At 37.3% G+C, this 23094-nt stretch carries 21 protein-coding genes, 2 tRNA genes and 2 pseudogenes; 19 read left to right on the top strand and 6 right to left on the bottom strand.

All coding sequences use genetic code 11. The features are described 5' to 3' along the window. Positions 1-97 precede the first annotated feature (97 nt). The 18 genes and pseudogenes from J3U14_RS01510 to J3U14_RS01425 all read left to right on the top strand — a co-directional run bounded on the left by J3U14_RS01510 (position 98) and on the right by J3U14_RS01425 (position 15424). A complete protein-coding gene (locus J3U14_RS01510) occupies positions 98-1153 on the top strand; it encodes an alpha/beta fold hydrolase (protein ID WP_267350975.1) in 1056 nt (351 codons plus the stop codon). Positions 1154-1435: 282 nt separating this feature from the next. Continuing rightward, positions 1436-2869, top strand: a complete 1434-nt coding sequence (gene sbcB, locus J3U14_RS01505; protein WP_267350976.1) for an exodeoxyribonuclease I — start codon at positions 1436-1438, stop codon at positions 2867-2869. An 80-nt stretch (positions 2870-2949) separates the two neighbouring features. Beyond that, positions 2950-3405: a CidA/LrgA family protein gene (locus J3U14_RS01500; RefSeq protein WP_267350977.1), complete on the top strand. Its 456-nt coding sequence runs from the start codon at positions 2950-2952 to the stop codon at positions 3403-3405. Further along, the gene (locus J3U14_RS01495) at positions 3402-4091 is read left to right on the top strand and encodes a CidB/LrgB family autolysis modulator (protein ID WP_267350978.1); all 690 of its coding nucleotides are present in this window, start codon (positions 3402-3404) and stop codon (positions 4089-4091) included. The genes J3U14_RS01500 and J3U14_RS01495 overlap by 4 nt, the downstream gene beginning before the upstream one ends. Before the next feature lies 1 nt (position 4092). Next, positions 4093-4728: pseudogene (locus J3U14_RS01490) on the top strand (SanA/YdcF family protein); the annotation flags it as partial. 172 nt (positions 4729-4900) lie between these two features. Beyond that, entirely contained in the window at positions 4901-5629 is a 729-nt protein-coding gene (gene artP, locus J3U14_RS01485; RefSeq protein WP_267350982.1) for an arginine ABC transporter ATP-binding protein ArtP, read from the top strand. A 23-nt stretch (positions 5630-5652) separates the two neighbouring features. Next, positions 5653-6387, top strand: coding sequence for a transporter substrate-binding domain-containing protein (locus J3U14_RS01480; RefSeq protein WP_267350984.1), 735 nt, complete (start codon positions 5653-5655; stop codon positions 6385-6387). Between the two features lie 131 nt (positions 6388-6518). Next, a complete protein-coding gene (gene artQ / locus J3U14_RS01475; RefSeq protein ID WP_411589893.1) occupies positions 6519-7250 on the top strand; it encodes an arginine ABC transporter permease ArtQ in 732 nt (243 codons plus the stop codon). Between the two features lie 9 nt (positions 7251-7259). Beyond that, positions 7260-7937 carry an arginine ABC transporter permease ArtM gene (gene artM / locus J3U14_RS01470; RefSeq protein ID WP_267350988.1) on the top strand — a complete coding sequence of 226 codons (678 nt, stop codon included), beginning with the start codon at positions 7260-7262 and terminating at the stop codon, positions 7935-7937. A gap of 1 nt (position 7938) precedes the next feature. Further along, positions 7939-9774 carry an excinuclease ABC subunit UvrC gene (gene uvrC / locus J3U14_RS01465; protein ID WP_267350989.1) on the top strand — a complete coding sequence of 612 codons (1836 nt, stop codon included), beginning with the start codon at positions 7939-7941 and terminating at the stop codon, positions 9772-9774. A gap of 106 nt (positions 9775-9880) precedes the next feature. After that, entirely contained in the window at positions 9881-10435 is a 555-nt protein-coding gene (gene pgsA, locus J3U14_RS01460) for a CDP-diacylglycerol--glycerol-3-phosphate 3-phosphatidyltransferase (RefSeq protein WP_267350991.1), read from the top strand. Between the two features lie 223 nt (positions 10436-10658). After that, positions 10659-10746: transfer RNA gene (locus tag J3U14_RS01455), tRNA-Leu, on the top strand. Between the two features lie 19 nt (positions 10747-10765). Then, positions 10766-10841, top strand: a tRNA-Gly gene (locus J3U14_RS01450). Between the two features lie 256 nt (positions 10842-11097). Continuing rightward, positions 11098-12390: a tyrosine-type recombinase/integrase gene (locus tag J3U14_RS01445; protein WP_267350993.1), complete on the top strand. Its 1293-nt coding sequence runs from the start codon at positions 11098-11100 to the stop codon at positions 12388-12390. 144 nt (positions 12391-12534) lie between these two features. Then, positions 12535-12711 (top strand): hypothetical protein, encoded by a 177-nt coding sequence (locus J3U14_RS01440; RefSeq protein WP_172397957.1) that lies wholly within the window; start codon positions 12535-12537, stop codon positions 12709-12711. 202 nt (positions 12712-12913) lie between these two features. Next, positions 12914-13363: a LexA family protein gene (locus J3U14_RS01435; protein WP_219997432.1), complete on the top strand. Its 450-nt coding sequence runs from the start codon at positions 12914-12916 to the stop codon at positions 13361-13363. Further along, positions 13360-14625: a Y-family DNA polymerase gene (locus J3U14_RS01430; protein WP_110443441.1), complete on the top strand. Its 1266-nt coding sequence runs from the start codon at positions 13360-13362 to the stop codon at positions 14623-14625. The genes J3U14_RS01435 and J3U14_RS01430 overlap by 4 nt, the downstream gene beginning before the upstream one ends. Before the next feature lie 112 nt (positions 14626-14737). Continuing rightward, positions 14738-15424 carry a hypothetical protein gene (locus J3U14_RS01425; protein WP_267351001.1) on the top strand — a complete coding sequence of 229 codons (687 nt, stop codon included), beginning with the start codon at positions 14738-14740 and terminating at the stop codon, positions 15422-15424. A gap of 58 nt (positions 15425-15482) precedes the next feature. Here J3U14_RS01425 and J3U14_RS01420 read toward each other — a convergent pair whose 3' ends face one another. From J3U14_RS01420 to vgrG, 6 genes are all read right to left on the bottom strand, one after another. Then, positions 15483-16571: a hypothetical protein gene (locus J3U14_RS01420; RefSeq protein WP_110443439.1), complete on the bottom strand. Its 1089-nt coding sequence runs from the start codon at positions 16569-16571 to the stop codon at positions 15483-15485. Between the two features lie 19 nt (positions 16572-16590). Then, positions 16591-17751, bottom strand: a complete 1161-nt coding sequence (locus J3U14_RS01415; RefSeq protein WP_110443438.1) for a hypothetical protein — start codon at positions 17749-17751, stop codon at positions 16591-16593. Between the two features lie 29 nt (positions 17752-17780). After that, entirely contained in the window at positions 17781-19037 is a 1257-nt protein-coding gene (locus tag J3U14_RS01410) for a type VI immunity family protein (protein ID WP_110443437.1), read from the bottom strand. Between the two features lie 3 nt (positions 19038-19040). Then, complete coding sequence (locus tag J3U14_RS01405) at positions 19041-20450, bottom strand: hypothetical protein (protein WP_267351004.1); 1410 nt, start codon at positions 20448-20450, stop codon at positions 19041-19043. 215 nt (positions 20451-20665) lie between these two features. Beyond that, the gene (locus tag J3U14_RS01400; RefSeq protein ID WP_267351006.1) at positions 20666-21199 is read right to left on the bottom strand and encodes a DUF2345 domain-containing protein; all 534 of its coding nucleotides are present in this window, start codon (positions 21197-21199) and stop codon (positions 20666-20668) included. A gap of 7 nt (positions 21200-21206) precedes the next feature. Further along, complete coding sequence (gene vgrG / locus J3U14_RS01395) at positions 21207-22619, bottom strand: type VI secretion system Vgr family protein (RefSeq protein WP_267351007.1); 1413 nt, start codon at positions 22617-22619, stop codon at positions 21207-21209. A gap of 72 nt (positions 22620-22691) precedes the next feature. On the opposite strand from vgrG, the pseudogene J3U14_RS01390 reads away from it, so the two are divergent. After that, positions 22692-23094: pseudogene (locus J3U14_RS01390) on the top strand (IS4 family transposase); the annotation flags it as partial.

Genomic DNA, 23094 nt, shown 5'->3' with positions numbered 1-23094 from the left:
TCACAATGTGGCAAAAACTTGATTTTCCTATCTGGTTCATTGTGGCTTAATGAATATTCCTTATCTTTATGGTGCGTACAGAAAATGGAGATAAATTATGCTCAAAAGAAAGACTAAATTCTTCATATTTGTTTTATTAACAATACCTTTTTTTGGTCATTGTTTAGGTTTTCATAACAAAAAAGAGTCGGATTATGTGATTGAACATTTCAAATTTAATAACGGAAAAACTGAAAGTATAAAAATACATTACACTACTCTCGGCAATCCTAACAACAAACCCGTTTTAATATTGCATGGTACAACTGGAAGTGGTAGCGCAATGTTAAATAATAGCTTTGGTCATGCATTGTTTGATAAAGGAATGCCATTAGATGCCGAAAAATATTTTATTATCCTCCCCGACGCAATAGGCACGGGTAAATCGTCTAAACCTTCTGACGGTTTAAAAGGCGATTTTCCTCATTATGATTATACCGATATGGTTAATGCTCAATATAAATTATTAAAAAATAAGTTAAATATTGAGCATGTAGAATTAATCATCGGTAACTCGATGGGAGGTATGAATACATGGAAATGGGTAACAATGTATCCTGATTATATGACAGCCGCTATTCCTATGGCTGCTACCCCTGCGCCAATGTCCAGCCGTAACTGGATTATGCGTAAAATGGTTATCAATGCTATCAAAGATGATCCCGACTGGAACAAAGGTTTTTATACCAAACAACCCGAACAGTTTCAATTAGTCTATAATTACTACAATATCGCAACTAATGGCGGTGACATTGCATGGCAAAAGCAAGCATATAATACGGAAGAAACAGAAAAAATATTAAAAGATAAATTAAACGAACGTGTTACGATGGATACTAACGATTTTTTATATCAATGGGATGCGGCAAGAAATTATGATCCAACCAAAGATTTAAATAAAATCAAAGCACGAATTTTAGCTATCAACTCTGAGGATGATGAAAGAAATCCAGCTTCGACCGATTTAATGGAAAAAGCCATACAGAAGATTCCCAATGCAAAGTACTACTTGATTCCAGCTTCTGAAAAAACTACCGGACATGGCACAACAATGATAGCGGACTTATGGAAAGCCCTATTGATTCTTTTTCTAGAAGAGAATAATTTAAATTAATAGTTGATATTATTTACTCATGAAGTGAATAAATACGCTTAAGTATTCACTTCTTTCTTATTAAAAAACTCACAATTAACTAACCTAATAATATAACAATTTTTTAAACTTGTAATCTTTCTAATTTTTATCCGTGGATATTAAACGAATAAAGCCATTTGTTTCAAGAAAATTACTTACTTATATGGCAAAATAAATACGTTTAAATAATTTAAATTAAGTAAAATATTGTATAATTTAGGTAAGTGACAAATCAAAAATCATCAAGAGTAAAACGATAAAATGAAAAATAACGCCAAACAACCTACTTTTTACTTTCACGATTATGAAACATTTGGTATTAATCCAGCTCTTGATAGACCCGCTCAATTTGCGGGTGTTCGAACTGATGTTGAGCTTAATATTATTGAAGAGCCTTTAGTTATATATTGTAAGCTAGCACCAGACTATCTACCTAATCCTGAAGCGGTTCTCATTACGGGTATTACTCCACAACAAGCAAATCAAAAAGGAGTGAATGAAGCTCAATTTACCAAATTAATTCATCAAGCATTTAGTGAACCCAATACTTGCGTTTTAGGCTATAATAACATTCGTTTCGATGATGAAGTGACCCGCAATATCCTTTACCGTAATTTTTACGACCCATACGCCTACTGTTGGCAAAATGGTAATTCAAGATGGGATCTACTTGATGTAGTAAGAGCGTGTTATGCCTTACGACCTGAAGGTATTCATTGGCCAACTAACGATTCGGGTTATCCCAGTTTTCGGTTAGAACATTTAACCAAAGCAAATAATATTACGCATGAACATGCTCATGACGCAATGTCAGATGTGTATGCCACTATCGCCATTGCAAAATTAATTAAAGAAAAACAACCTAAATTATTTAACTATTTTTTTACATTGCGCAATAAAAATAAAGTTGCTGAACTTATTGATATAATCAATATGACCCCTTTGGTACATGTTTCGGGTATGCTGGGTAGTTATCGAGGAAATATGTCATTAGTATGCCCTATCGCTTGGCATCCACAACAAAATAATGCCGTCATTGTTTGTGATCTCACTGGCGATATTGATTCAATTATTGATTTACCAGTGAATATAATACGCGAAAAACTCTATACTAAAACGGAAGATCTTGAACTTGATGAGTCTCGCATTCCATTAAAACTCGTCCATATTAACAAATGCCCTATCCTTGCACCGATAAAAACTTTACTGCCTGAAAATGCTAAACGATTTTCAATTAATATTGAAGAATGCTTAAACAAACAACAAAAGCTATTACAAAATCAAATTTTGTTGCAAGATAAAATGCGAGAATTATTTAGCTTAAGTCATGATTATCCGGCTAATACGGATGTAGATGCACAAATATATAATGGATTTTTGAGTAATCAGGATAGACTTTATTGTGAAACAGTACAAACAACACCAGTACAGTTATTAGATAGTTTATCTCTTAAATTTGAAGACCCTCGCTTAAGTACACTTTTTTTTCGATACAAAGCTCGAAACTTTCCTCAAACCCTAACTCATCACGAACAGATGATTTGGCAAGATTATTGTCGTGATAAACTAAATACGCCTAAGATTCAAGATTACATTTTAACTTTAGAATTACTTGCTGAAACTTATGTTCAACAACCCGAAAAATTAGCTTTGATAAAACAGCTTTATCATTACTGCCATTATTTAGTTGGATAATTAAAATTGAGGGGCGTATTATAGACGCCAAATAAAGCAGTCTGTTATCAACAATCAAACAAGTTATTAAATTTTAGACTATGAAACATTTTTTAGCTAAACACGCCACAATCAAACATCGATTATATTCTTTATACTATTCGTTGTTTAGTTATGGTCGCGGATTATTAATTTTAACGTTAAGTCTTTGGGTGGGTAATTTCATCTCTCAGCTCTTACCCATCATGATTCCTGGTAGTATTATCGGTCTTTTAACCCTATTCTTTTTATTAGCTTTTCAAATTATCCCTACTCGTTGGATAAAAAATAGCTGCAATTTATTTATGCGTTATATGACATTACTATTTATTCCTGCTGCAATGGGGATAATGGATAATTACACATTGTTATTAAATAATTGGTTACCCATCATTTTTGGAAGTATTGGTAGTTCACTGTTGGTATTACTATTAACAGCTTGGTTGACAGAAAAACTTCATAAAAAAACAGCCAAAAATTTCGATTTATCAGATAATAATGAGGAAAAACCACTATGATCTGGATGTTACCTTTAACTGTTTGTGTATTTCTGATTATTCGAAAAATTGCTTTCAAAATTAAAACACCATTATTTAATCCGTTAGTGATTTCGGTGATAGTGCTTATTCCAATTATGATAATAAGTCAAACCAGTTATTCAGAATATGTTAGTAATGTCGATATTATAAATAAATTATTACCTTATTCTGTTGTCGCTTTAGCCTTTCCGCTCTACGAACTCATTCCACAAATTAAAGCCCGTTGGAAGTCAATTATCATTATTACCTTTAGCGCGTCAATTGCTTCAATGATAACTGGCGTCAGTATTGTATTTTGGTTAGGTGGAAATACCGAAATAGCTGCGTCGGTTTTACCAAAGTCAGTCACTACGGCTATTGCTGTGACGATTGCCAACAACGAAGGCGGTGTTCCATCAATCGCAGCCCTTTGTGTTATATTGGTTGGCACATTAGGGGGAATTTTTGGTCATCAAATATTAAATATAGCAAAAATAAAATCCGCTTCTGCTAGAGGATTATCAATAGGTGCAGTCTCGCACGCAGTTGGTACTGCTCGGTGTATAGAAGTTGATTATAATGAAGGCGCATATAGTTCTTTATCATTAGTATTATGTGGTATAATGACGTCTTTAATAGCTCCATTTTTATTTCCAATTTTAGTCTTTATTTTTAACTGGTTCTAACATGAAATTAAAAAAAATAATTAAAAGTTTATTTAGTCTTTGTTTCTTACTCATATGTGTAATTGCTGGCTTGGATTATTGGATAAGCTATGAAACCGCACCTTATATATACCACGATGTAAATAAACTGCCCTATCAAAACGTAGGTGTAGTACTTGGTACCTCCAAATATGTTCTAGGTGGTGGTAAAAATGTTTTTTATCAAAATCGAATTAATGGCGCAATATCCCTTTATAATCAGCATAAAGTCGATTATCTATTACTCAGTGGTGATGGTGAAGATTCTTTTCAAAGCTACAATGAACCCGTCACGATGAAAAAAGATTTAATTAAAGCGGGAATCCCTAGCGATGCAATCGTATTAGATTATGCCGGATTTAGAACATTGGATTCAGTTGTCAGAGCCAACAAAGTTTTTGACGCTAAAAGTTTTACAATTATTACGCAAGAATTTCATTGTGAACGAGCAATATTTATTGCATTAGCCCAGAACATTCAAGCACAATGTTTTGCTGTTCCTGCACCAGATAGTATGAAATTAGTCAGAATTCGTGAAACATTAGCTCGTGTTAGTGCCTTCATCGATCTCTATATTTTGAATAAAGAACCTAAATATTTGGGTCCTGTAATTCCTATCATATCTGAAAAATAATTAATTTTAAATTTGAATATCATTAAATTTTCAAATTTTATCATAAAGATAAATACTAGATTCATTTAGAATACTATTTGTCTCATATTTTAGATTGCATTTTTATGCAAAAAAAAGTAATATTTAGTCAATTTTTTTAATTTAGCCAACATTTATAATGAATATTGAATTAAGCCATATTAACTGTTTTTATGGTACTCATCATGCATTGAAAGATGTTTCACTTAGTTATCCTCTAGGTGAAACCATTGTATTATTAGGTCAAAGTGGAGCAGGAAAAAGCTCTTTACTAAAAGTATTTAATTTACTTGAAATACCAACATCAGGTGAAATGACAATAGCTAATTCCCATTTTGATTTTTCCAAAAAAATCAGTGATACCACTATCAGACAATTACGTAAAAATGTGGGTATGGTTTTCCAAAACTATAATTTATGGCCCCATTTAACGGTGCTTGAAAACTTGATTGAAGCACCTTGCCAAGTACTAAATTTATCTAAAAAAGAAGCGACTGATAAAGCAATGTTGATATTACAACGTTTGCAAATTGACGAAATGGCAAATCGCTATCCTCTGCACCTTTCGGGTGGTCAACAGCAACGAGTAGCAATTGCCAGAGCATTGATGATGGAGCCACAAATTTTGTTGTTTGATGAACCTACAGCAGCATTAGATCCGGCTATTACATCGCAAGTAGCTGAAATTATTAACGAACTTTCGCAAACAGGAATAACGCAGATTATTGTAACTCATGAAGTCGATTTTGCTCGTAAAGTCGCTTCACAAGTGATTTATATGGAACACGGTAAAATTATTGAGCGAGGACAATTAGAATGTTTTGCTCATCCTAAAACCGAAGAATTTAAAGCTTATTTATCACATTAATGATTATAAAATTGGGTGGAGATATGAAAAAAACTTTATTTGCTATTTTGCTTGCCAGCGTTGCATTGACGTCTCAAGCATCTGAAAATTTAACTATCGGTACAGAAGCCACTTATGCACCATTCGAATTCACCAATGACAAAAACGAAATTGTCGGATTTGATATTGATGTGATCAACAAAATTTGTGAAGAGATTAACGCTTCTTGTAAAATTGTTAATCAATCTTTTGATGGATTAATTCCTAGTTTAAAAACGCGTCGAATTGATGCAGCAATTGCTGGGATAGACATCACGCCTGAACGTCAAAAACAAGTTGATTTTACAAAGATTTATTACGATGATAGCTCAATTCAATTTATTACATTGAAAGACACTTTAACAGATTTGGAACAACTAAAAGGTAAACGAATTGGTATTCAAAAAGGGACAACCTATTTGAAATATTTAAATGAAAAATATCCTGACGTTAAACCTGTTAGTTATGATAGCTATCAGTATGCGTTTTTAGATTTAAAAGCTAAACGAATCGATGCGATTGTAGCCAGTTCTTTTGTCGCGGGTGATTGGTTAAGCAAAGAAACGGATATTGTTGCTTTAGGTGACAAAATTACCGATCATGATTTTTTTGGAGAAGGCTTAGGTATTGCCTTACGTAAAGGCAATGATCAGTTAAGAGAACAGTTTAATCAAGCACTTGATAAATTAAAATCAAATGGTGAACTTGACGCCATCTATAAAAAATGGTTTAACAAATAGCTAATAAACTATCAAATTTGATATTATTGTGATCTCGCCGCTTAAAATGCGGCGAATTTATTTTTTAATTTAAATACGGTTTTTTTATGTCAGACTTTTTAGCATATGCAATGAACTGGATAATGTCCTCAATGGACGGTTTTATCGTGCCTTTAACAAAAGCAACATCCATCACATTGTCATTAGCTTTTGTATCAATGATTGTTGGTATAGTTTTTGCTTTTATTTTCACAATCCTAGAATCCGTTCCATTTAAACCTGTTGCATGGCTAATGTCTTTAATTAGCCTTACGATTCGAGCACTACCTGAATTATTAATTGTCGTTGCAATCTATAATGGTTTACCATTTCTTTTAATGGCACTAGATGATGGATTTGATATGTCATTGATATTTACCTCAGTTCATATCCAAATGCATATTGCCAATACTCAGCCCGATCCGTTTTTATGTGGTGTCATTGCATTATCGCTACTTTATGCAGTTTATGCATCCCAAACGCTCAGAGGTGCATTTAAAGCAATACCAAGCGGACAAAAACAGGCCGCTCAAGTGCTTGGTTTAAGTAAATTTAGAACTTTCTTTCGTATTATCATGCCACAAATGTGGCGCCATGCTATACCAGGATTAAGTAATCAATGGTTGATATTATTAAAAGATACCGCACTAGTCTCAGCCATTGCAATCAATGATCTAATGATGCAAACCAAAACGATTATTGCACGAACTAATCAACCATTTCTATGGTATGCAATCGCAATGGTAATCTATTTGATTATTTCAATCTTAAGTCAAAAAGTGATTGAACGAATCGAAAAACGTGCAACTTATTTTGAACAACCCTCTTCTGCCAAAAGTTTGTAAGGTTACATTATGTCTGATAATTTTGTTTATTATCTTAAAATCATCCTACAAGGTCTTCCTGACACGTTAAGTCTAGGAATTTTAGGTATCTTAACTGCGGGGCTTTTGGCTATCGTTTTTTCATGCTTATTATCACTTAATCATTTTGTATTAACAAAGGTAATACGTACCTATATTATTATCTTTACGGGGTCTCCCTTATTAGTTCAGTTATTTTTAATTTATTATGGCCCCTCACAGTTCGCTGACTTTTTAAGTCAATTTCCGCGATTTTATGATCTCATATCTTCGCCTTGGTTTTGTGCTTATTTAGCTTTAACGCTAAATAGTGCTGCTTATACCACACAAATTTTTTATGGTGCTTTAAAATCTGTTCCACAAGGACAATGGCAAGCTTGTGAGGCTCTTGGTATGAATAAACGACAAACCTTAAAAATTGTCATGCCTTATGCTTTAAAACGAGCCTTGTCCACCTATTCCAATGAAGTCGTTTTTGTTGTCAAAGGCACCGCCTTAGCCTCGATGATTCCGGTAATGGATATTATGGGGTATAGCAATCAACTTAATGGTGATTATTACGATTTTTCAATATTTATTGTTGCAGGATTCGTTTACCTCTTGATAAATGGATTATTAAGCACCATTATGAGGATAATAGAGAAAAAAGCCCTCACATTTGAAAACTAATATGAGCCAATTTGATTCAACATCTTTTTTAAAAACAGTCCCACATAAACCGGGCATTTATCAGATGTTTAATGATAAAGAGACGATTATTTATGTGGGTAAAGCTAAAGATCTGAATAACCGACTAAAAAGCTATTTTAATAGTAGTAAAAAAACACTGAAAACGGATATGTTAGTTAGCCATATCCATCGTATTGAATTTACGATTACGAATACTGAAACCGAAGCCCTATTATTAGAACAGACTTACATTAAAAAACATCAACCACGTTATAATGTTCTTTTAAAAGATGATAAAAGCTATCCTTTTATTAAATTAAGTAAAGAAAGACATCCACAATTATCACTTTATCGTGGGGCGATTAATCGCAAAAAAGATGAGTTTTTTGGTCCTTATCCTAGTGGTTATGCGGTTAAACAGATTTTAGCGCTATTACAAAAAACGTTTCCGATTAGACAGTGCTTGAACACCACCTATCGGAACAGAACTCGCCCCTGCCTGCAATATCAGATTAAACGCTGTTTAGGACCTTGTGTGCCGGGATTAGTGAGTGATGAAGATTATAACGAACAAGTTAATTATGTGAGATTATTTTTATCAGGACAATCCGATCAGATCTTACAAAAAATCACTGAAGATATGCTAAAAGCAAGTAATGAACTCAATTTTGAAAAAGCAGCAGCATTACGTGATCAGTTACAAGCCATTAAACATATCAACGAAAAACAAGCCATTTACAACAATAATGATAATTTAGATGTTATTGGCTTCCACTACGAGTTTGGTATAGCCTGTATTTATGTCTTATTTATTCGAAATGGACAAACCTTTGGGCATCGCTCTTATTTTCCTAAAGTACCATCAAATACTGAATTGGAAGAAGTAATAGAAACCTTTTTAGGGCAATTTTATCTGCAAGGCAACCAAAATCGTAATATTCCGAAAAAGATCCTACTCAATTTTTCATTGTCGGATAAACAACCCATGGAAGAGACACTGTCACTTATTGCTGAGCATCAAGTCAAATTGGTTGATGAGCCCAAAGGCGATAATTTAAAGTTACTCAATATTGCAACCGTTAATGCGCAAACTGAAGTGAAGAACAAATTATTAACCAATTCGTCAAATAAACAACGTTACGATGCACTTAAAACCTTTTTGGGTATTGATAAAATCAATCGTATGGAATGTTTTGATATCAGCCATTTTATGGGGAAAAACACAATAGCCTCTTGCGTTGTCTTTGATGATAAAGGTCCGGTAAAATCGGAATTTCGCCGCTACAATATTACAGGTATTACACCGGGTGATGACTATGCAGCAATGGAACAAGTATTAACAAGACGTTACAATAAAAAAGATCTGCCTGATGAAAAAATACCTGATGTTATTTTTATTGACGGTGGTAAAGGACAGTTAAACCAAGCTTTACAAGTATTTGAAGGGCTCAATGTCAATTGGGACAAACATCACCCTATTTTAGTGGGGGTGGCAAAAGGTGCTGAGCGAAAAGAAGGGCTTGAAACATTATTTTTTGAAGCGCATGGAACCGGACATTATCTTGATGACCATTCGCCTGCTTTATTACTTATCCAACAAATTCGTAATGCATCGCACGATCATGCCATTGTGGGGCAACGAAAAAAAGGGGTAAAACAACTCACCGATAGTGCTTTAGAACACATTGAAGGAATTGGTTCAAAAAGACGGCAAGCATTACTTAAACACTTTGGTGGTTTAAGAGAATTAAAAAATGCCAGTATTGATGAAATAGCACAAGTGCAAGGAATCTCTAAATCGCTAGCCGAAAAAATTTATTTAAATTTACAACAATAACACATTGAAAAATTATAATATTTCAGGCAACATAAGCATTAAGAAACCCCGTTTTTTAATTTTTGTTAATCTATTGATTAATTAAACAAAAAAGAGCTTATGTCACATGAAAATTAATCTTCCTACTATATTAACGTTATTTCGAGTTATTTTAATTCCTTTTTTTGTGCTGGCTTTTTATTTATTTCCAACTGAATGGTCTGGTTTTTTTTCAGCATTAATTTTTCTTATTGCTGCAATAACCGATGTGTTTGATGGTTATTTAGCTAGACGTTTAGGACAAACAACCAAGTTTGGCGCGTTTTTAGATCCAGTTGCAGATAAAATTATTGTCACAATAGCCTTAATTCTGATCACTCAATATTATCAAGCATGGTGGATTTCCATTGCGGCTATAATTATCATTTCACGTGAAATCATCATCTCTGCTTTGCGAGAATGGATGGCTGAGGTTGGAAAACGGAGTAATGTTGCGGTTTCATCTATAGGCAAGTATAAAACTATCGCCCAAATGACAGCCCTAACATGGCTCCTTTGGCGCCCTTGCGATATTGTAATATATGCAGGCCTTGTCGCACTATTTATTGCAACAGTTTTAACGTTAATATCAATGGTGCAATATTTATGGATTGCACAAAATGATTTTTTCGATAATCAATAGGTTTCCAAATGATCGTTTTAAGACATAAATGATTAAAGCAATTTGCCATTTTAAAACGACCTATTTTGCTGATTATTAATACAATGGTGCAATTTACATTCAGAATAAAGTTAAACATTAATCAATCAAACAATTTATCTAAAATTTCTATTGACTGAAAAGATAAGACAGGTAAAATGCACAGCATCCGAAACGCAATTACCTTCAGGTAACTAAGTTTTGTGCCCGGGTGGTGAAATCGGTAGACACAAGGGATTTAAAATCCCTCGGCCTTTTTGGCCGTGCGAGTTCAAGTCTCGCCCCGGGCACCATTTACTACACTTTTCTTATGCGGGAATAGCTCAGTTGGTAGAGCGCAACCTTGCCAAGGTTGAGGTCGCGAGTTCGAACCTCGTTTCCCGCTCCAATATAACATCCAGTATAGTCCGTTAAAGTCCGCAAAACCTAGAGTTTGCAAGTAGTTTAACGGTTTTACTTTCCAGTATAGAACAGAATAATCCAGAGTCATCCAAGAGAATTTAGTCCAAAAAACAGTCCAAAAACGGAATGAGTTTTTTTGACTAGTCCAAAAATTATGTTATTGTGATAATGTATTTTTTGAACAGTTCGTCTAAATATTGACTAGCTATCCTTACGTTCATCAATAACATAAGGAATTTATCATGGCTGTACTCACTGACTATAAAATTAATGCATCAAAATCTAAAGCAAAGGAATACACTCTCAAAGACGGCAATGGGTTATTTCTAAATATTCATCCCAATGGTTCTAAATATTGGCTATTTCGTTTTTCTTGGAATGGTAAACAGACCCGAATGTCGTTTGGCACCTATCCTACTGTGGATATTAAGCAAGCCCGCTATTTGTGTGAGCAAGCCAACTTTAAATTGTTAAGCGGCATCGATCCTCGCTTAAAAGAAAATCCTACTATTGATCCCGTAGATGAAGTGCTTGATGAAGAGCCAAAATGCACTTTTGCTCAATTTGCACAGCATTGGCTTGAGTTTAAAATGAAGAAATTAAACGCAAAACCATCTAAAGATAAAAAGAATAACGGACGTGGCAGCACCGAAATTCAAATTCGTCGTGCGTTTACCAATGACATTTTTCCAGTCTTAAAAGATAAATCCATACATAAAGTCACAAGAAACGATTTATTGTGCATTATTCGTAAGGTAGAAAAACGAGGTGCATTATCTGTCGCCGAAAAAATAAGAAGTTGGCTTGATGAAATTTTTCGTTATGCCGTTGTCACTGAAGGATTAGAAATTAATCCAGCCGCCGATTTGGATATTGCATCCTTACCTTATCGCCGTAACAATCGCTACCCGTTTATCGACGTTAGCGAACTCCCTGAATTACTTGTTAAATTGTCAACCTACCAAGGCAGTCGTTTAACCATCTTGGGATTACGACTATTATTACTAACGGGAGTCAGAACAGGTGAGCTTCGTTTTTCTGAAGCCTGGCAATTTGATTTAAAAAATGCGCTGTGGCGTATTCCGGCATCGGATGTCAAACAGTTACAACAAGTTATTGAAAAGGTGGATAATCGGGTTCCTGATTATATTGTGCCTTTATCATGTCAAGCGTTGGATATTGTGAAGGAACTCCTGTCTTATCACATGAGAGGACAACGATATTTAATCGCTAATCGAACAAATCCTCTTGAGGCCATGAGTGAGAATACACTCAATCAAGCATTAAAAAATATGGGATTTAAACGTCGATTATGTACTCACGGAATCAGGCACACTATTTCAACTGCATTAAATGATCTTAAATATGATAAAGATTTTATCGAAGCTCAGTTATCCCATTCTGACACTAACAAGGTCAGAGCCACTTATAATCATGCTCAATATATTGAGCCTCGCCGTGAAATGATGCAAGAATGGGCTGATTTACTTGATAAATGGGAACAAGAAGTACTAGATAAAATAAATAATAAATAATTCATTCACAGTGGAGCTTTTAGAGCTCCTTTTTTTTATTTCGATCGATAAAACAGATCAATCGTATTTTTATTGATCTGTTTAAACGATTTCTCTATCACGTCATAGTTTGTTATAACAAAAAGAAAACCATGAGCTTTCATTATGCCTAATGTTGAGGTTATTCGTTCAGTTTTACTTATTAAGGAGTGTATAGCCATTACTCACGCGGCCTTATATACGCAACATCCCATTCAACGTGAGTTATTGCTTTATGTTTTGAGTGAAAAACAAAGAGAATTGGCGATGATATTAAGTCCACCCACAGCAAAGGATGATTGATTTTATTAACATAAAGTGGTGCATTGATGTGTTAGCGAAGCTCGATTCCTTTAACTTATTTTGTGTACTATTTCTATTTTTTTACACTAAAATCGATTGAAATTCGCAGTTTATACTGTATATTTATCCATATTCGTTTTTTACCACGATAATTAAAATAACAGTGGTGATATTCTTTACTTTTGTTTTTAGGAGCGTTTTCTTGCACAAATCCAGTTGTATTGTGCTTGGCTGTGTTGATACTTCTTCAATAAATCATTTACCGCTGGTGGATACGCCTGTTAGAGCAGGTTTCCCCTCGCCTGCGGATGATTATTTAGAGGCTAAACTTGATTTAACTGAGCACTTAGTCAAACACCCTAGCGCGACGTATTATATTAAAGCAATGGGGGATTCAATGGTGGATTACGGTATTTTTAGTGGTGATTTACTGATCGTTGATCGCTCTTTAACACCACAGGTTGATGATGTGGTCATTGCGGCCATTGATGGTGAGTTAACTTGTAAGTGTTTAGGCTTGATCCAAGGACAATATTATCTATTGTCAGGGAATGAGCAGTACCCGTCCATTGCTTTAGCCGGTAAAGAATTGCATATTTGGGGTGTAGTGATTCATACCATCCATTCATTACGTGGGCGTGGTCATTCGTGATTGGGTTAGTGGATTGTAATAATTTTTATGCGTCTTGTGAGCGGGTATTTAATCTCAAGCTTGAAGGCAAACCAATTGGTATTTTATCCAATAATGATGGCTGTGTGATAGCCCGTTCGAATGAGTTAAAACCACTGGTGCCAATGGGAATGCCAGCCTTTAAGATTCTACCTGCTATTCGTAAGCAAGTGACGTTGTTAAGCTCTAATTACGAGCTGTATGGTGATATGAGTCGACGTGTATTTAATACCGTGCGAGACTACACGGCAGATGTAGAGCCTTATTCGATTGATGAGGCCTTTATTACATTAGATGGGTTTTCGGATGTTACAACGCATTGTCAGCACATCCGAGCGGTGGTGAAACGTGACACGGGCATACCCGTCAGTATTGGTATTGCTTCAACTCGAACCTTAGCTAAAGTGGCGAATCATATTGCTAAAAAACAAGCTGCTTATCAAGGTGTCTGTTATTTAGAAAATGACTGTGCTTTGTTGATTGAAGCATTAAAGCAGTTTCCGGTGGGTGACGTATGGGGTGTTGGACGGCGTATTGCGGAGAAACTACAAGTGCTAGGTATTCATACTGCATGGGATTTACGCCAAGCGAATACCAAACAAATTAGGCAGCAGTTTTCCGTGGTGCTTGAGCGCACGGTGTTAGAACTACAAGGCACTTCGTGTATCGAGCTAGATGATTTATCAACGCCAAAACAAAATATCATGACTTCGCGTAGTTTTGGTCAGTTAACTGGTGAGTTATTTGATGTTCAAGAGGCGATTCGCGTTCATGCTAGTCGAGGTGCTGAAAAACTCAGACATCAACACTCGGTTGCCAGTGCCGTACTAGTCTTTTTGAAAACGAATCGTTTTCGTGAGGATGTTGTGCAATATCATCCCTCTATCGTGGTGCCTCTCCCCTCGCCGACTGATAATTCACGGCTGATTATTCAAGCCGCACAAAAAGGATTACAGGCCATTTATAGAAAAGGTTTTTTGTTTATGAAAGCTGGGGTGATGCTGCTTGACTTACGCACTAAGCATACGGATTCACAGTTTGATTTATTTGAAGATATAAACAATATAGAGCAAAAGCAAAAAAGTGATAAATTGATGCAAACACTGGATGCGATCAATCAGAAGATGGGGAAACATACGGTACAATTAGGTGGTGTTAAAAAACAGGCCCCTTGGCAGATTAAACGTGAGTTACTGAGTCCACGTTATACCACACGGTGGGATGAATTGTTAGCGGTGAAATAATGATTCTTGAGTGTTGTTATACCTTGCCCGAGCGACCGGGTGTTTATTATTTTTATGATGAAAAAATACTTTACTTTATATAGGCAAAAGTAAAAATATTCGCAAACGGGTTTTGTCGCATTTTTATCACCACGATGAAACTAAACGTCACGCTGATTTAATAAAGCAAACTGCGCACATCGATTTTACCTGTACAGCGGGGGAATTAGGTGCTTTGCTACTGGAATCAGCAGAGATTAAATTAAGACAGCCAATTTATAATCGGCGTTTGAGAAAACATCAGAATCTCTATTCATGGGTATTAAATGATGAACTCATACCCGTTTTACACCGGGTTGATGACATTGCTGACGATAAAATCAGTGTGGGTTTGTATCAATCACCCGTACGAGCCAAGCAATGGTTATTAAAATTAGCTGAAAAAAATGTATTATGTGCGAAAGTGCTTGAATTGGAATCAACTCATCGAGGTTGCTGTTTTAATTATCAGTTAAAACGTTGCCGTGGAGCATGTTGTGGCAATGAGACACTAGCAAGTCACAATCAACGTTTAGTTAAAGCATTCGAGAGCTACGCGCTAATAGCTTGGCCTTGGCAATCAGCAATTGCGATTGTTGAGGAAGACCCTCAACATCAATGTAAAGCATTTCATATTATCAATCAATGGCGTTATTTGGGCTCTGTCAGCCATTTGCATGATACGCCTACCGGACCACTCCCCCGTTTTAGTCGTGATAGTTATCAAATTTTAATACGTTATCTTCAATATGAAAAACCCAATATCCTTGAGTTAACTTAATTGATTAATCCATAGCAGCTGAGGGGTAGGAATAATATTAATTAACACGAAAGTAGAGTCAGTGGGTAGGAAGGTATTTTTGTTTGGATTCTTCTTTAGTACACCGAGATAAATAGTTGCAGGATGGACACCAAGTACCTGCTTTAACATGACTGGGCCTTGCTTGCCACGTATGTCCTAAATGACACAGCCAGCTCAGTTTGGTTTCTAAATTTGTGTAAGTTGTTGAGAGGCATTGCCCTCCTCGTGCTATTGCCAGTTGTTGCATATCCTCAATGGTGTAGGTTTTACGGGCACAGTAGGGACACCAGCGCCCAAGTTGAATGAAACTCGCTGCGCGTTGCCATCGATGTCCCTTAGCACATTGCCACATCACTTTGTCATTCATGGTGGTGTAGTGCTTTGCTAAACATAAACCACCACGCGCAGCAGCCAGTGCCTGCAAGTCCGCTAGTGATCGGCGATGTTTGTCATAACGGCAAATTGGACACCAGGTTTTTGAGTTTTTGATACTGTTTCCTGTGGTTTGCCATTCATGTCCGTTGGCACAACGAAACGTGTATTTATCTTTACCTCGCGTATAAGTTTTAGATAAGCATACTCCACCTTGTTGTTTGGTAATAGTCTGTAGTAGCCGCAGTGCTTTTCGCTGTTGCTGTGTTGCTGTACATACTGGGCACCACCGTCCTTTTTTGTAGCCATCAATATTCATTTGCCAAGTATGTCCGTATTGGCATTGCCATGTTAGGCGTTGACGGCTATTTTTGTAGTCGGTAGTTAGGCATTTGCCATTTTTTTGTTTAGCAAGGTGCTCTATATCTTTCAATGAGTGGCGTAGATTATTAAAATAGCAGTCTGGACACCATTGTCCGCGATGCAAGTGAAATACTCGAAATTTAAAGGTATGTCCGTTGCTACAGTGTATATCAAGTTTGGCTGTTCGGGTTAGCTCTTCAGGATTGAGCCATTTTCCGCCCCATAAATGAATCAATTTTTTAATTGCACGACGCAGTGCTTTGGAATACTTGGGAGTACTTTGTCCTTTAGTACTTGGCCACTTAGCCAGTAAGCGTAGGATTTTTTGTTGTAAGGCGGATGGTGCATTTTTAAGAGCACTGCCGCAATCAGTGGGAAGAGTAAAAGTCATCTTGAGTGGCTCAGTCGAGTCATTCACTGATATCGTCATTAAGTGTTGGCGATATGACAGTAAAAATAAGTTTATTTAAAACACTTGCCACTACAAGCTGTGTTTGCTGTGTTTTTTTAGCTAGTTTTGAAGCAAGCACCAGTTGGGCTTCATAACTTAAATCATGATTTAATAAGCCAATACAACTGGCTAGGCGATATATGTCTGGGAAAGTGCTTGGCCCTAGCATCATCGCTAGCAATTGAGTTATCTCGGGTTCGGTATCGTAATATTCTGCCATATATCCTAGCCATACGACTTTAGTCTCACTAAACGCGGGTTGCATTTCTTGCATTTGGGATGTGGCAAGATTAAGTTTTTCGGGCGTGGTTTGCATAGTACGTCTTATATGACTTTCAGAGGCTATGGATTCTGGTGTTTGATGACGCAGTAATAATGCACTGATAAAGGCAGTGCTGTCTTGATTGTTAGCTTGGTCTGTCACTAATAGGTACAAGGTATTGTCTTGTTTATCAATGAGTCTATCTATGATTACTGGCGTTTCTGGCTCTGCTTTTAGATATTTAAAGGTCACTTGCCAGGGTAAGTTGACAAGGGTAAAACTACTGAGTAGGTTTTCTTCCAGTAACGGATCTCTGATTTCTCGTCCTTGTATTAACACCGTTAATGCTGTATCTATAGGCAACGAACTCACCCTATCGTGTAAACTAAAGGCGATTTCTTCAAAGAATGGTAAGTACAGTGTGTCATCCACATTTTCAAACAGCATGGCCTTATGGCTTAAGTTATCAATATCGCTCTCTTCATCAATTAGTGCATCAACACTAAACTGACTCGGTGTCATCAGAAATGATTTGAGTACCACCAGCGATTGCATCGACCAATCTTGCCAGTGCTGGTGAAATGCTTTCTCTTGTTGTGCCCAGCGTTTTTGTTTTTCTTCAGCATAGCCATACACCATCAACCTGATACCAAAGCATATTCCAATGATTGCTAATGTAATCACTAGTTGAATAAGGAAAAAACCTATCATCGTCGTTTGTGTCTGGAGCGACTCCGGCAACATGAAGACTGTCATGAATAACACACCAGCATAAATCAAGACAATCAGCGAAAGCCAATTCCATAGTTTAAGTGGTTTTGGCTTCGGTAAAGGTGGTATTTCGGGTTTAGGCCACACGTCTGTCTCCTTGTTTTATGTGGTAACCTTTAGTCATTTTTTATAAATACGTCACCACCATCATCACGTCGCAGCAATTGCCATGTCACATCGGTATACTCTTGCTGAGTTTCACTATCAATAAAAGGCTCTACTTTATAGCCACTGACTAACTCACGATATTCAATTCTGCCATTAATGGTGGTTGAATACAGCCCACTATGACGGCATAAATCGCCGGTTTTGAGACTTATACGCACTGCTGAATCAACTTGATTGATGCTATCTAATATTTCTTTATTTACTACAGGAATATCGGTTGCCATAACATCATCAAAACGACTTTGCCATTCTTTTGAGGTACGATTATTAAAACGGATCTCACCATTAATAGAACCAAAGCCTAATGAACCAATTTCAGGGGCACGAGCTGCTTTTAATAACGCATTCACATTCACATAATGTTGTGGATAAGGGTTTGTTGCTACATCGCCCAGCTCAGGTACTTCACCAGCACGTACCACAACCCCACCCGAATAAGGATAAAAGGTGATTCCTTCATCATGATTGTTCTGTTTTAATTGGCTAAGACCACCCAGTTTGTTATTAACCAACTCATCACTGAGTACTGTCAACCAGTTAATACATTTAAAACCTTCTCGAAAATTCAAATCGCTCTCAACATTGGAGATATCCAGCCCCAGAAACTTATGTGCTAATTCATATTCTAAATATTGGTAATCATAGTATTCATGGCTATGCTGAATGCCTAATCCAAAAAAGCCATGCATCGGTTGTAAAATATCACTGATTTGTTGAACCAATTCCACTAATTTTTCAACACCAAAACGTTCAAGCTCGTTGACAGGTAAATAGAATTGTAGAAACCCAACTCCTCTATGTAATTCTTCATGCCACTCAGCTCTCGAATATCCCATTATCAAATATTCAGGTACGAACTCTAAATTTTCAACACTACTCCAGTAAAAACAGAGATTATCTGCTCCCATCTGAGCAATACGATCAATTTTTTCATCTAATGATGTTTGATGATAAAGACATAAATTATTTGGTTCACCATCGAAATAGCCAGAATATAATTTATCGCCCCAATATTTATCATAGACTGCTAATACTCGTCCAATAGCTTGCCGTTTTTTTGGACGGTAGGCTTGATTAAGATAAAAACAACCAACCAACCCCGTTTTTAAGGCATCTTGATTATCTGGATCGAGATAGTGTCCATAGGTAAACTTATTATAGTTTTTATAATACTCATCTAAAAACTGCTGTAATTTTTCAGTCATAGCTTATCCTGTTATTTTAGGTACAACGCATTCACCGATATTAGAACCCTCGTCATCGCTCGGTTCATCACCTGGTATGAAATAGTAATAGAACTGCTGCCTAGCGGGATAATAATGTATTTTTCTCCCTCGCTCATCAAGGCGATATTTATCTCTATTTTGCCTTGCTTGCATTGAATCGTCCTCAATATCCATTATAGGTTTTATCTGCCCAATATTTTTTTGATAGCGATAATCAATTTCAATTAAACGATCATCTTGGTATTTCAGATGTTCTTGTTTATCAAAATCAGCATAGTAGGTCAGTTGATTGTTATTTTCTAAAATATAACTATTAGTCGATTTTTCCTTCGCAGCTAATCGTTCAGCGTTAGCGGCCACCCCTCCAGCAATAACAGTGGTTCTAATAATAGGAAAAAGCTCTATTACCTTAGCTCCCGACCGAGTCACTGTCGCGGCAGCAAGCGATTCGGCACTTGACGCCATGAATGACATACCTGCCGTCATGGCTCCAATAATAGCAACCCCCACTGCGGCTAACGGCGCATTAACAACTTGTTCGTGGTGTTGCTCATAACGCTTCCAACCTTGCTCTAGCGCTTCTCTGTTGGTATTATCTTGTGCAAATATTTGTGGACGACTATATTCAACCTCTTGCTGTTTAATCCATTTAATCACATGCTTAGAAAATGCATCGTATTCCATTTGTATCTGTTGTTCAATGGACAATACCTGTTGAGGGTTTGTTAATGCTGTTTCACCAACCACCTGAAAAATAGGATCGGCTTTGGCCTTCGTTAGCATTTCCTCTTCTTCTTTTTTACCCCGACGACGATATTCACACTGCTCTAAGGTCATTAAGCGAAACTTATTTCTATTATTACTTGCAATTATCAAGTAATCTTCTTGCTGATAACGAGATAATGTATCACCTGGAAATTTAACCTCAATCACCGTATCAATATTATTAGGACTGTAGCCTTCTTCGCCTAATAACCTATGATCTTTTTTCTTGATAATATCAGGAATACGAATCATCCCTCTCCCATTCGGAAATCTATCTTTTGCCACTTTAGGATTAATAGTACGGTAGTCTTCAACGATATCATTATCACCACTACGCTTTAATGCTAAGGTATTCTCCAGCTCAGTTTTACTGACCATCGGATCAATAGTATCCGCCCCGCTGAAATCAAAGAGATAACTACCTTCAGGATCGCCATATGTATTTATTTCACGGTACTCACGGAAAACCACGCGAAATTGTGATAATGGGAAGTTACTAGGACGATGTGGTTCATTTTTGCTAGTTAATGGTATTGGCGGAGTTCTTGTCATATTATAGCCAACTTCGCCGCAATATGGCCACTTATAACCTGCCAACTCGGCTTCTTGCCTAATCCATTTAGTCACTTACCTCTGATATCGTGGAGTACCATTTTTCGCCATATATGGAGATTTTTTTGCAGCTTCCATTTTATGGCATAAGTAGACAATATCTAGCGGATTCACTACAGGTAATACTGTACCAGATGAATCGTAACGTGTCGAAGCTGACCTACTACCAATCGAAGAAGGTGTTGCAATTGGTTTACCAGACCCTTTACCCATCATTAATTCCCTATTTTCTAAGATTCGTTAAAATCAAGTTGTACACGTTTACCACTGGCAATATGACGCGCTAAAAAGGTATTTTTAGGACTGTTATCTTGCGGTGTTCCAGTAATGGTTTGCGGCTCATCGGTGAAAATACGTTGCGTATGCCCTTTGGCATCGGTGACGCCAGTGATAACTTGTCCATTCACTTCAATATCGTAAGGATGAAAGGCTAATGGTTCACCTGTTTCATGGTTGGTGAGAATAAAAAATTCACTACAGCCATTCACATTCGGTAAATTAATAACAGGAGCATTTAATGTCGCCACCCCCATTTTTTGCAGTGCAGCGCTTTTAACCGAAACATTACCTGATGTACCAAGTTCAATCCCGTCTCCACTGATTTTGATATACGAACCACCGCAGATTAAAGTAATGTCTTTCGATGCGGTGATAGTTATCGAACCATCCACACTATCAACCTTAATATCTTGCTTAGCGGCCATATCCAGTTCATCATTTTGGGCTTGTATCTCTACTTTACCTTGATTAGCAAACAGTTTCATCCCTGTTTTATGGGCAAAATAAACTGATTGCCTCTTCCGCCGCTAAGGTAATGTTTTGTAGTGCACTAATATCGGTGTGGCTCTGTGAGGTCGTCGTAATACTACTCGCTGAGGATAACTGAACGTTTTTATCACTGGTTAAAGCAACCCCTTCCGGCGCATACGCTAAAATGCCGGCTTGTTTGAGCTGCGTTAACGCAGCTTGCAGTTGTTGCTGATTATCAATGTCAGAGGGATGCGCTTGCGCGGTTTGTGCAGCGTTATGTAACGCTTTGGCAATCGACAATGCATTTTCCAGTTGCGTGATAGCGCCTTGCATATCAAGCTGTTTGCCTTGGGCTAATGGCTCTGTTTGCGCAGTTAAGTATAGCCCTTTATTAGCTGCTATAGCCCCCCACTCATCCGAGCCCAGTTCAAACCCTTCACCACGCTGTTCTTTATTCTGGTTAACTAAGTGACCCAGGTTAAGCTGGGTTTTACCGTATTCGGTGGCCAGTTTAATGTGCTCTTGACCGCGCTTATCATCCATCCGCAGTTTGTTATTAGCAGGCGTTCGAATGACATTGCGGTGTTTATTAGCAGTCGCAACGTGGTCAGGATGAGTTGAGTCATGCAGCGCGTGAGCAATGTACGGCCTATCTGGATTACCTTCAGTGAACGCGATGGCAACGCCCGTACCGTCGATTAATGGGAAGTGAAAACCATAGGTATCACCTGAATAGGGTTTAGCTAATCGTACCCATAAGCTTTCTTCACCGTTTTTCCACGTTTTTAGGTCAAAGTCAAACTTAACGCGGTAACGCCCCATCGTATCAATATACCCATAGGTATCGTTATCCGGACTAGTGACTCTCGCAGGCAGTGCTCCCGCCACTTGCGGCCACGGTAACGGTTGTGGTCGATACGGCTTGAGCACATCATACGGGATGGCGGTAAAGTGACATCGATAAGACTCACTGCGGTCACCGTGACTCTGCGTTGAGAGAATAATAATCCCCTCGTGAATACCATCAATGGCACTACCATCGATAATAATCCGCTGACCCGGCATTAAGTTAAAGTCGTTACATTCCCCCTGAATAATCAGTTTTTGAGTGAGGTGTGCCTCGTGACGAATTTTCGCATACCACTGACCGCTTTCGATGGTTAGGTCATCACCTTTACTTTTATAGTGTTCGCCGTAACGATAGTCTGTGCCTCGGATTGTGATATCTTTGGGTAATGCATTAAGAAGCGAATACTGGTCTGCTTCGGCAGTGCGGTAGTTATAATCCTGGGTAATGACCTCTTTGGGCTGAGTCGTACTGCTAAACTGTATATCCCAGACACTGTGTTGTCTGCTATCAACCATACCACTTGGAGGTTTTAAAGCAATATGCCCCGCACTGATGAATCCCCTAATGATTTTGGTAAAAATCATTAAGTTAAGGTGGATACACATCTTGTCATATGATCAAATGGTTTCGCGAAAAATCAATAATCAGACAACAAGATGTGCGAACTCGATATTTTACACGACTCTCTTTACCAATTCTGCCCCGAATTACACTTAAAACGACTCAACAGCTTAACGTTGGCTTGCCACGCATTACTTGACTGTAAAACTCTCACTCTTACCGAACTTGGCCGTAACCTGCCAACCAAAGCGAGAACAAAACATAACATCAAACGAATCGACCGATTGTTAGGTAATCGTCACCTCCACAAAGAGCGACTCGCTGTATACCGTTGGCATGCTAGCTTTATCTGTTCGGGCAATACGATGCCCATTGTACTTGTTGACTGGTCTGATATTCGTGAGCAAAAACGACTTATGGTATTGCGAGCTTCAGTCGCACTACACGGTCGTTCTGTTACTCTTTATGAGAAAGCGTTCCCGCTTTCAGAGCAATGTT

Source organism: Gilliamella sp. B3801 (assembly GCF_026536645.1).
GTDB classification, from domain to species: Bacteria; Pseudomonadota; Gammaproteobacteria; order Enterobacterales; family Orbaceae; genus Gilliamella; species Gilliamella apicola_I.
The sequence above is the reverse complement of the archived record's forward strand: the minus strand, read 5'-3'. Positions and strand labels throughout refer to the sequence as shown.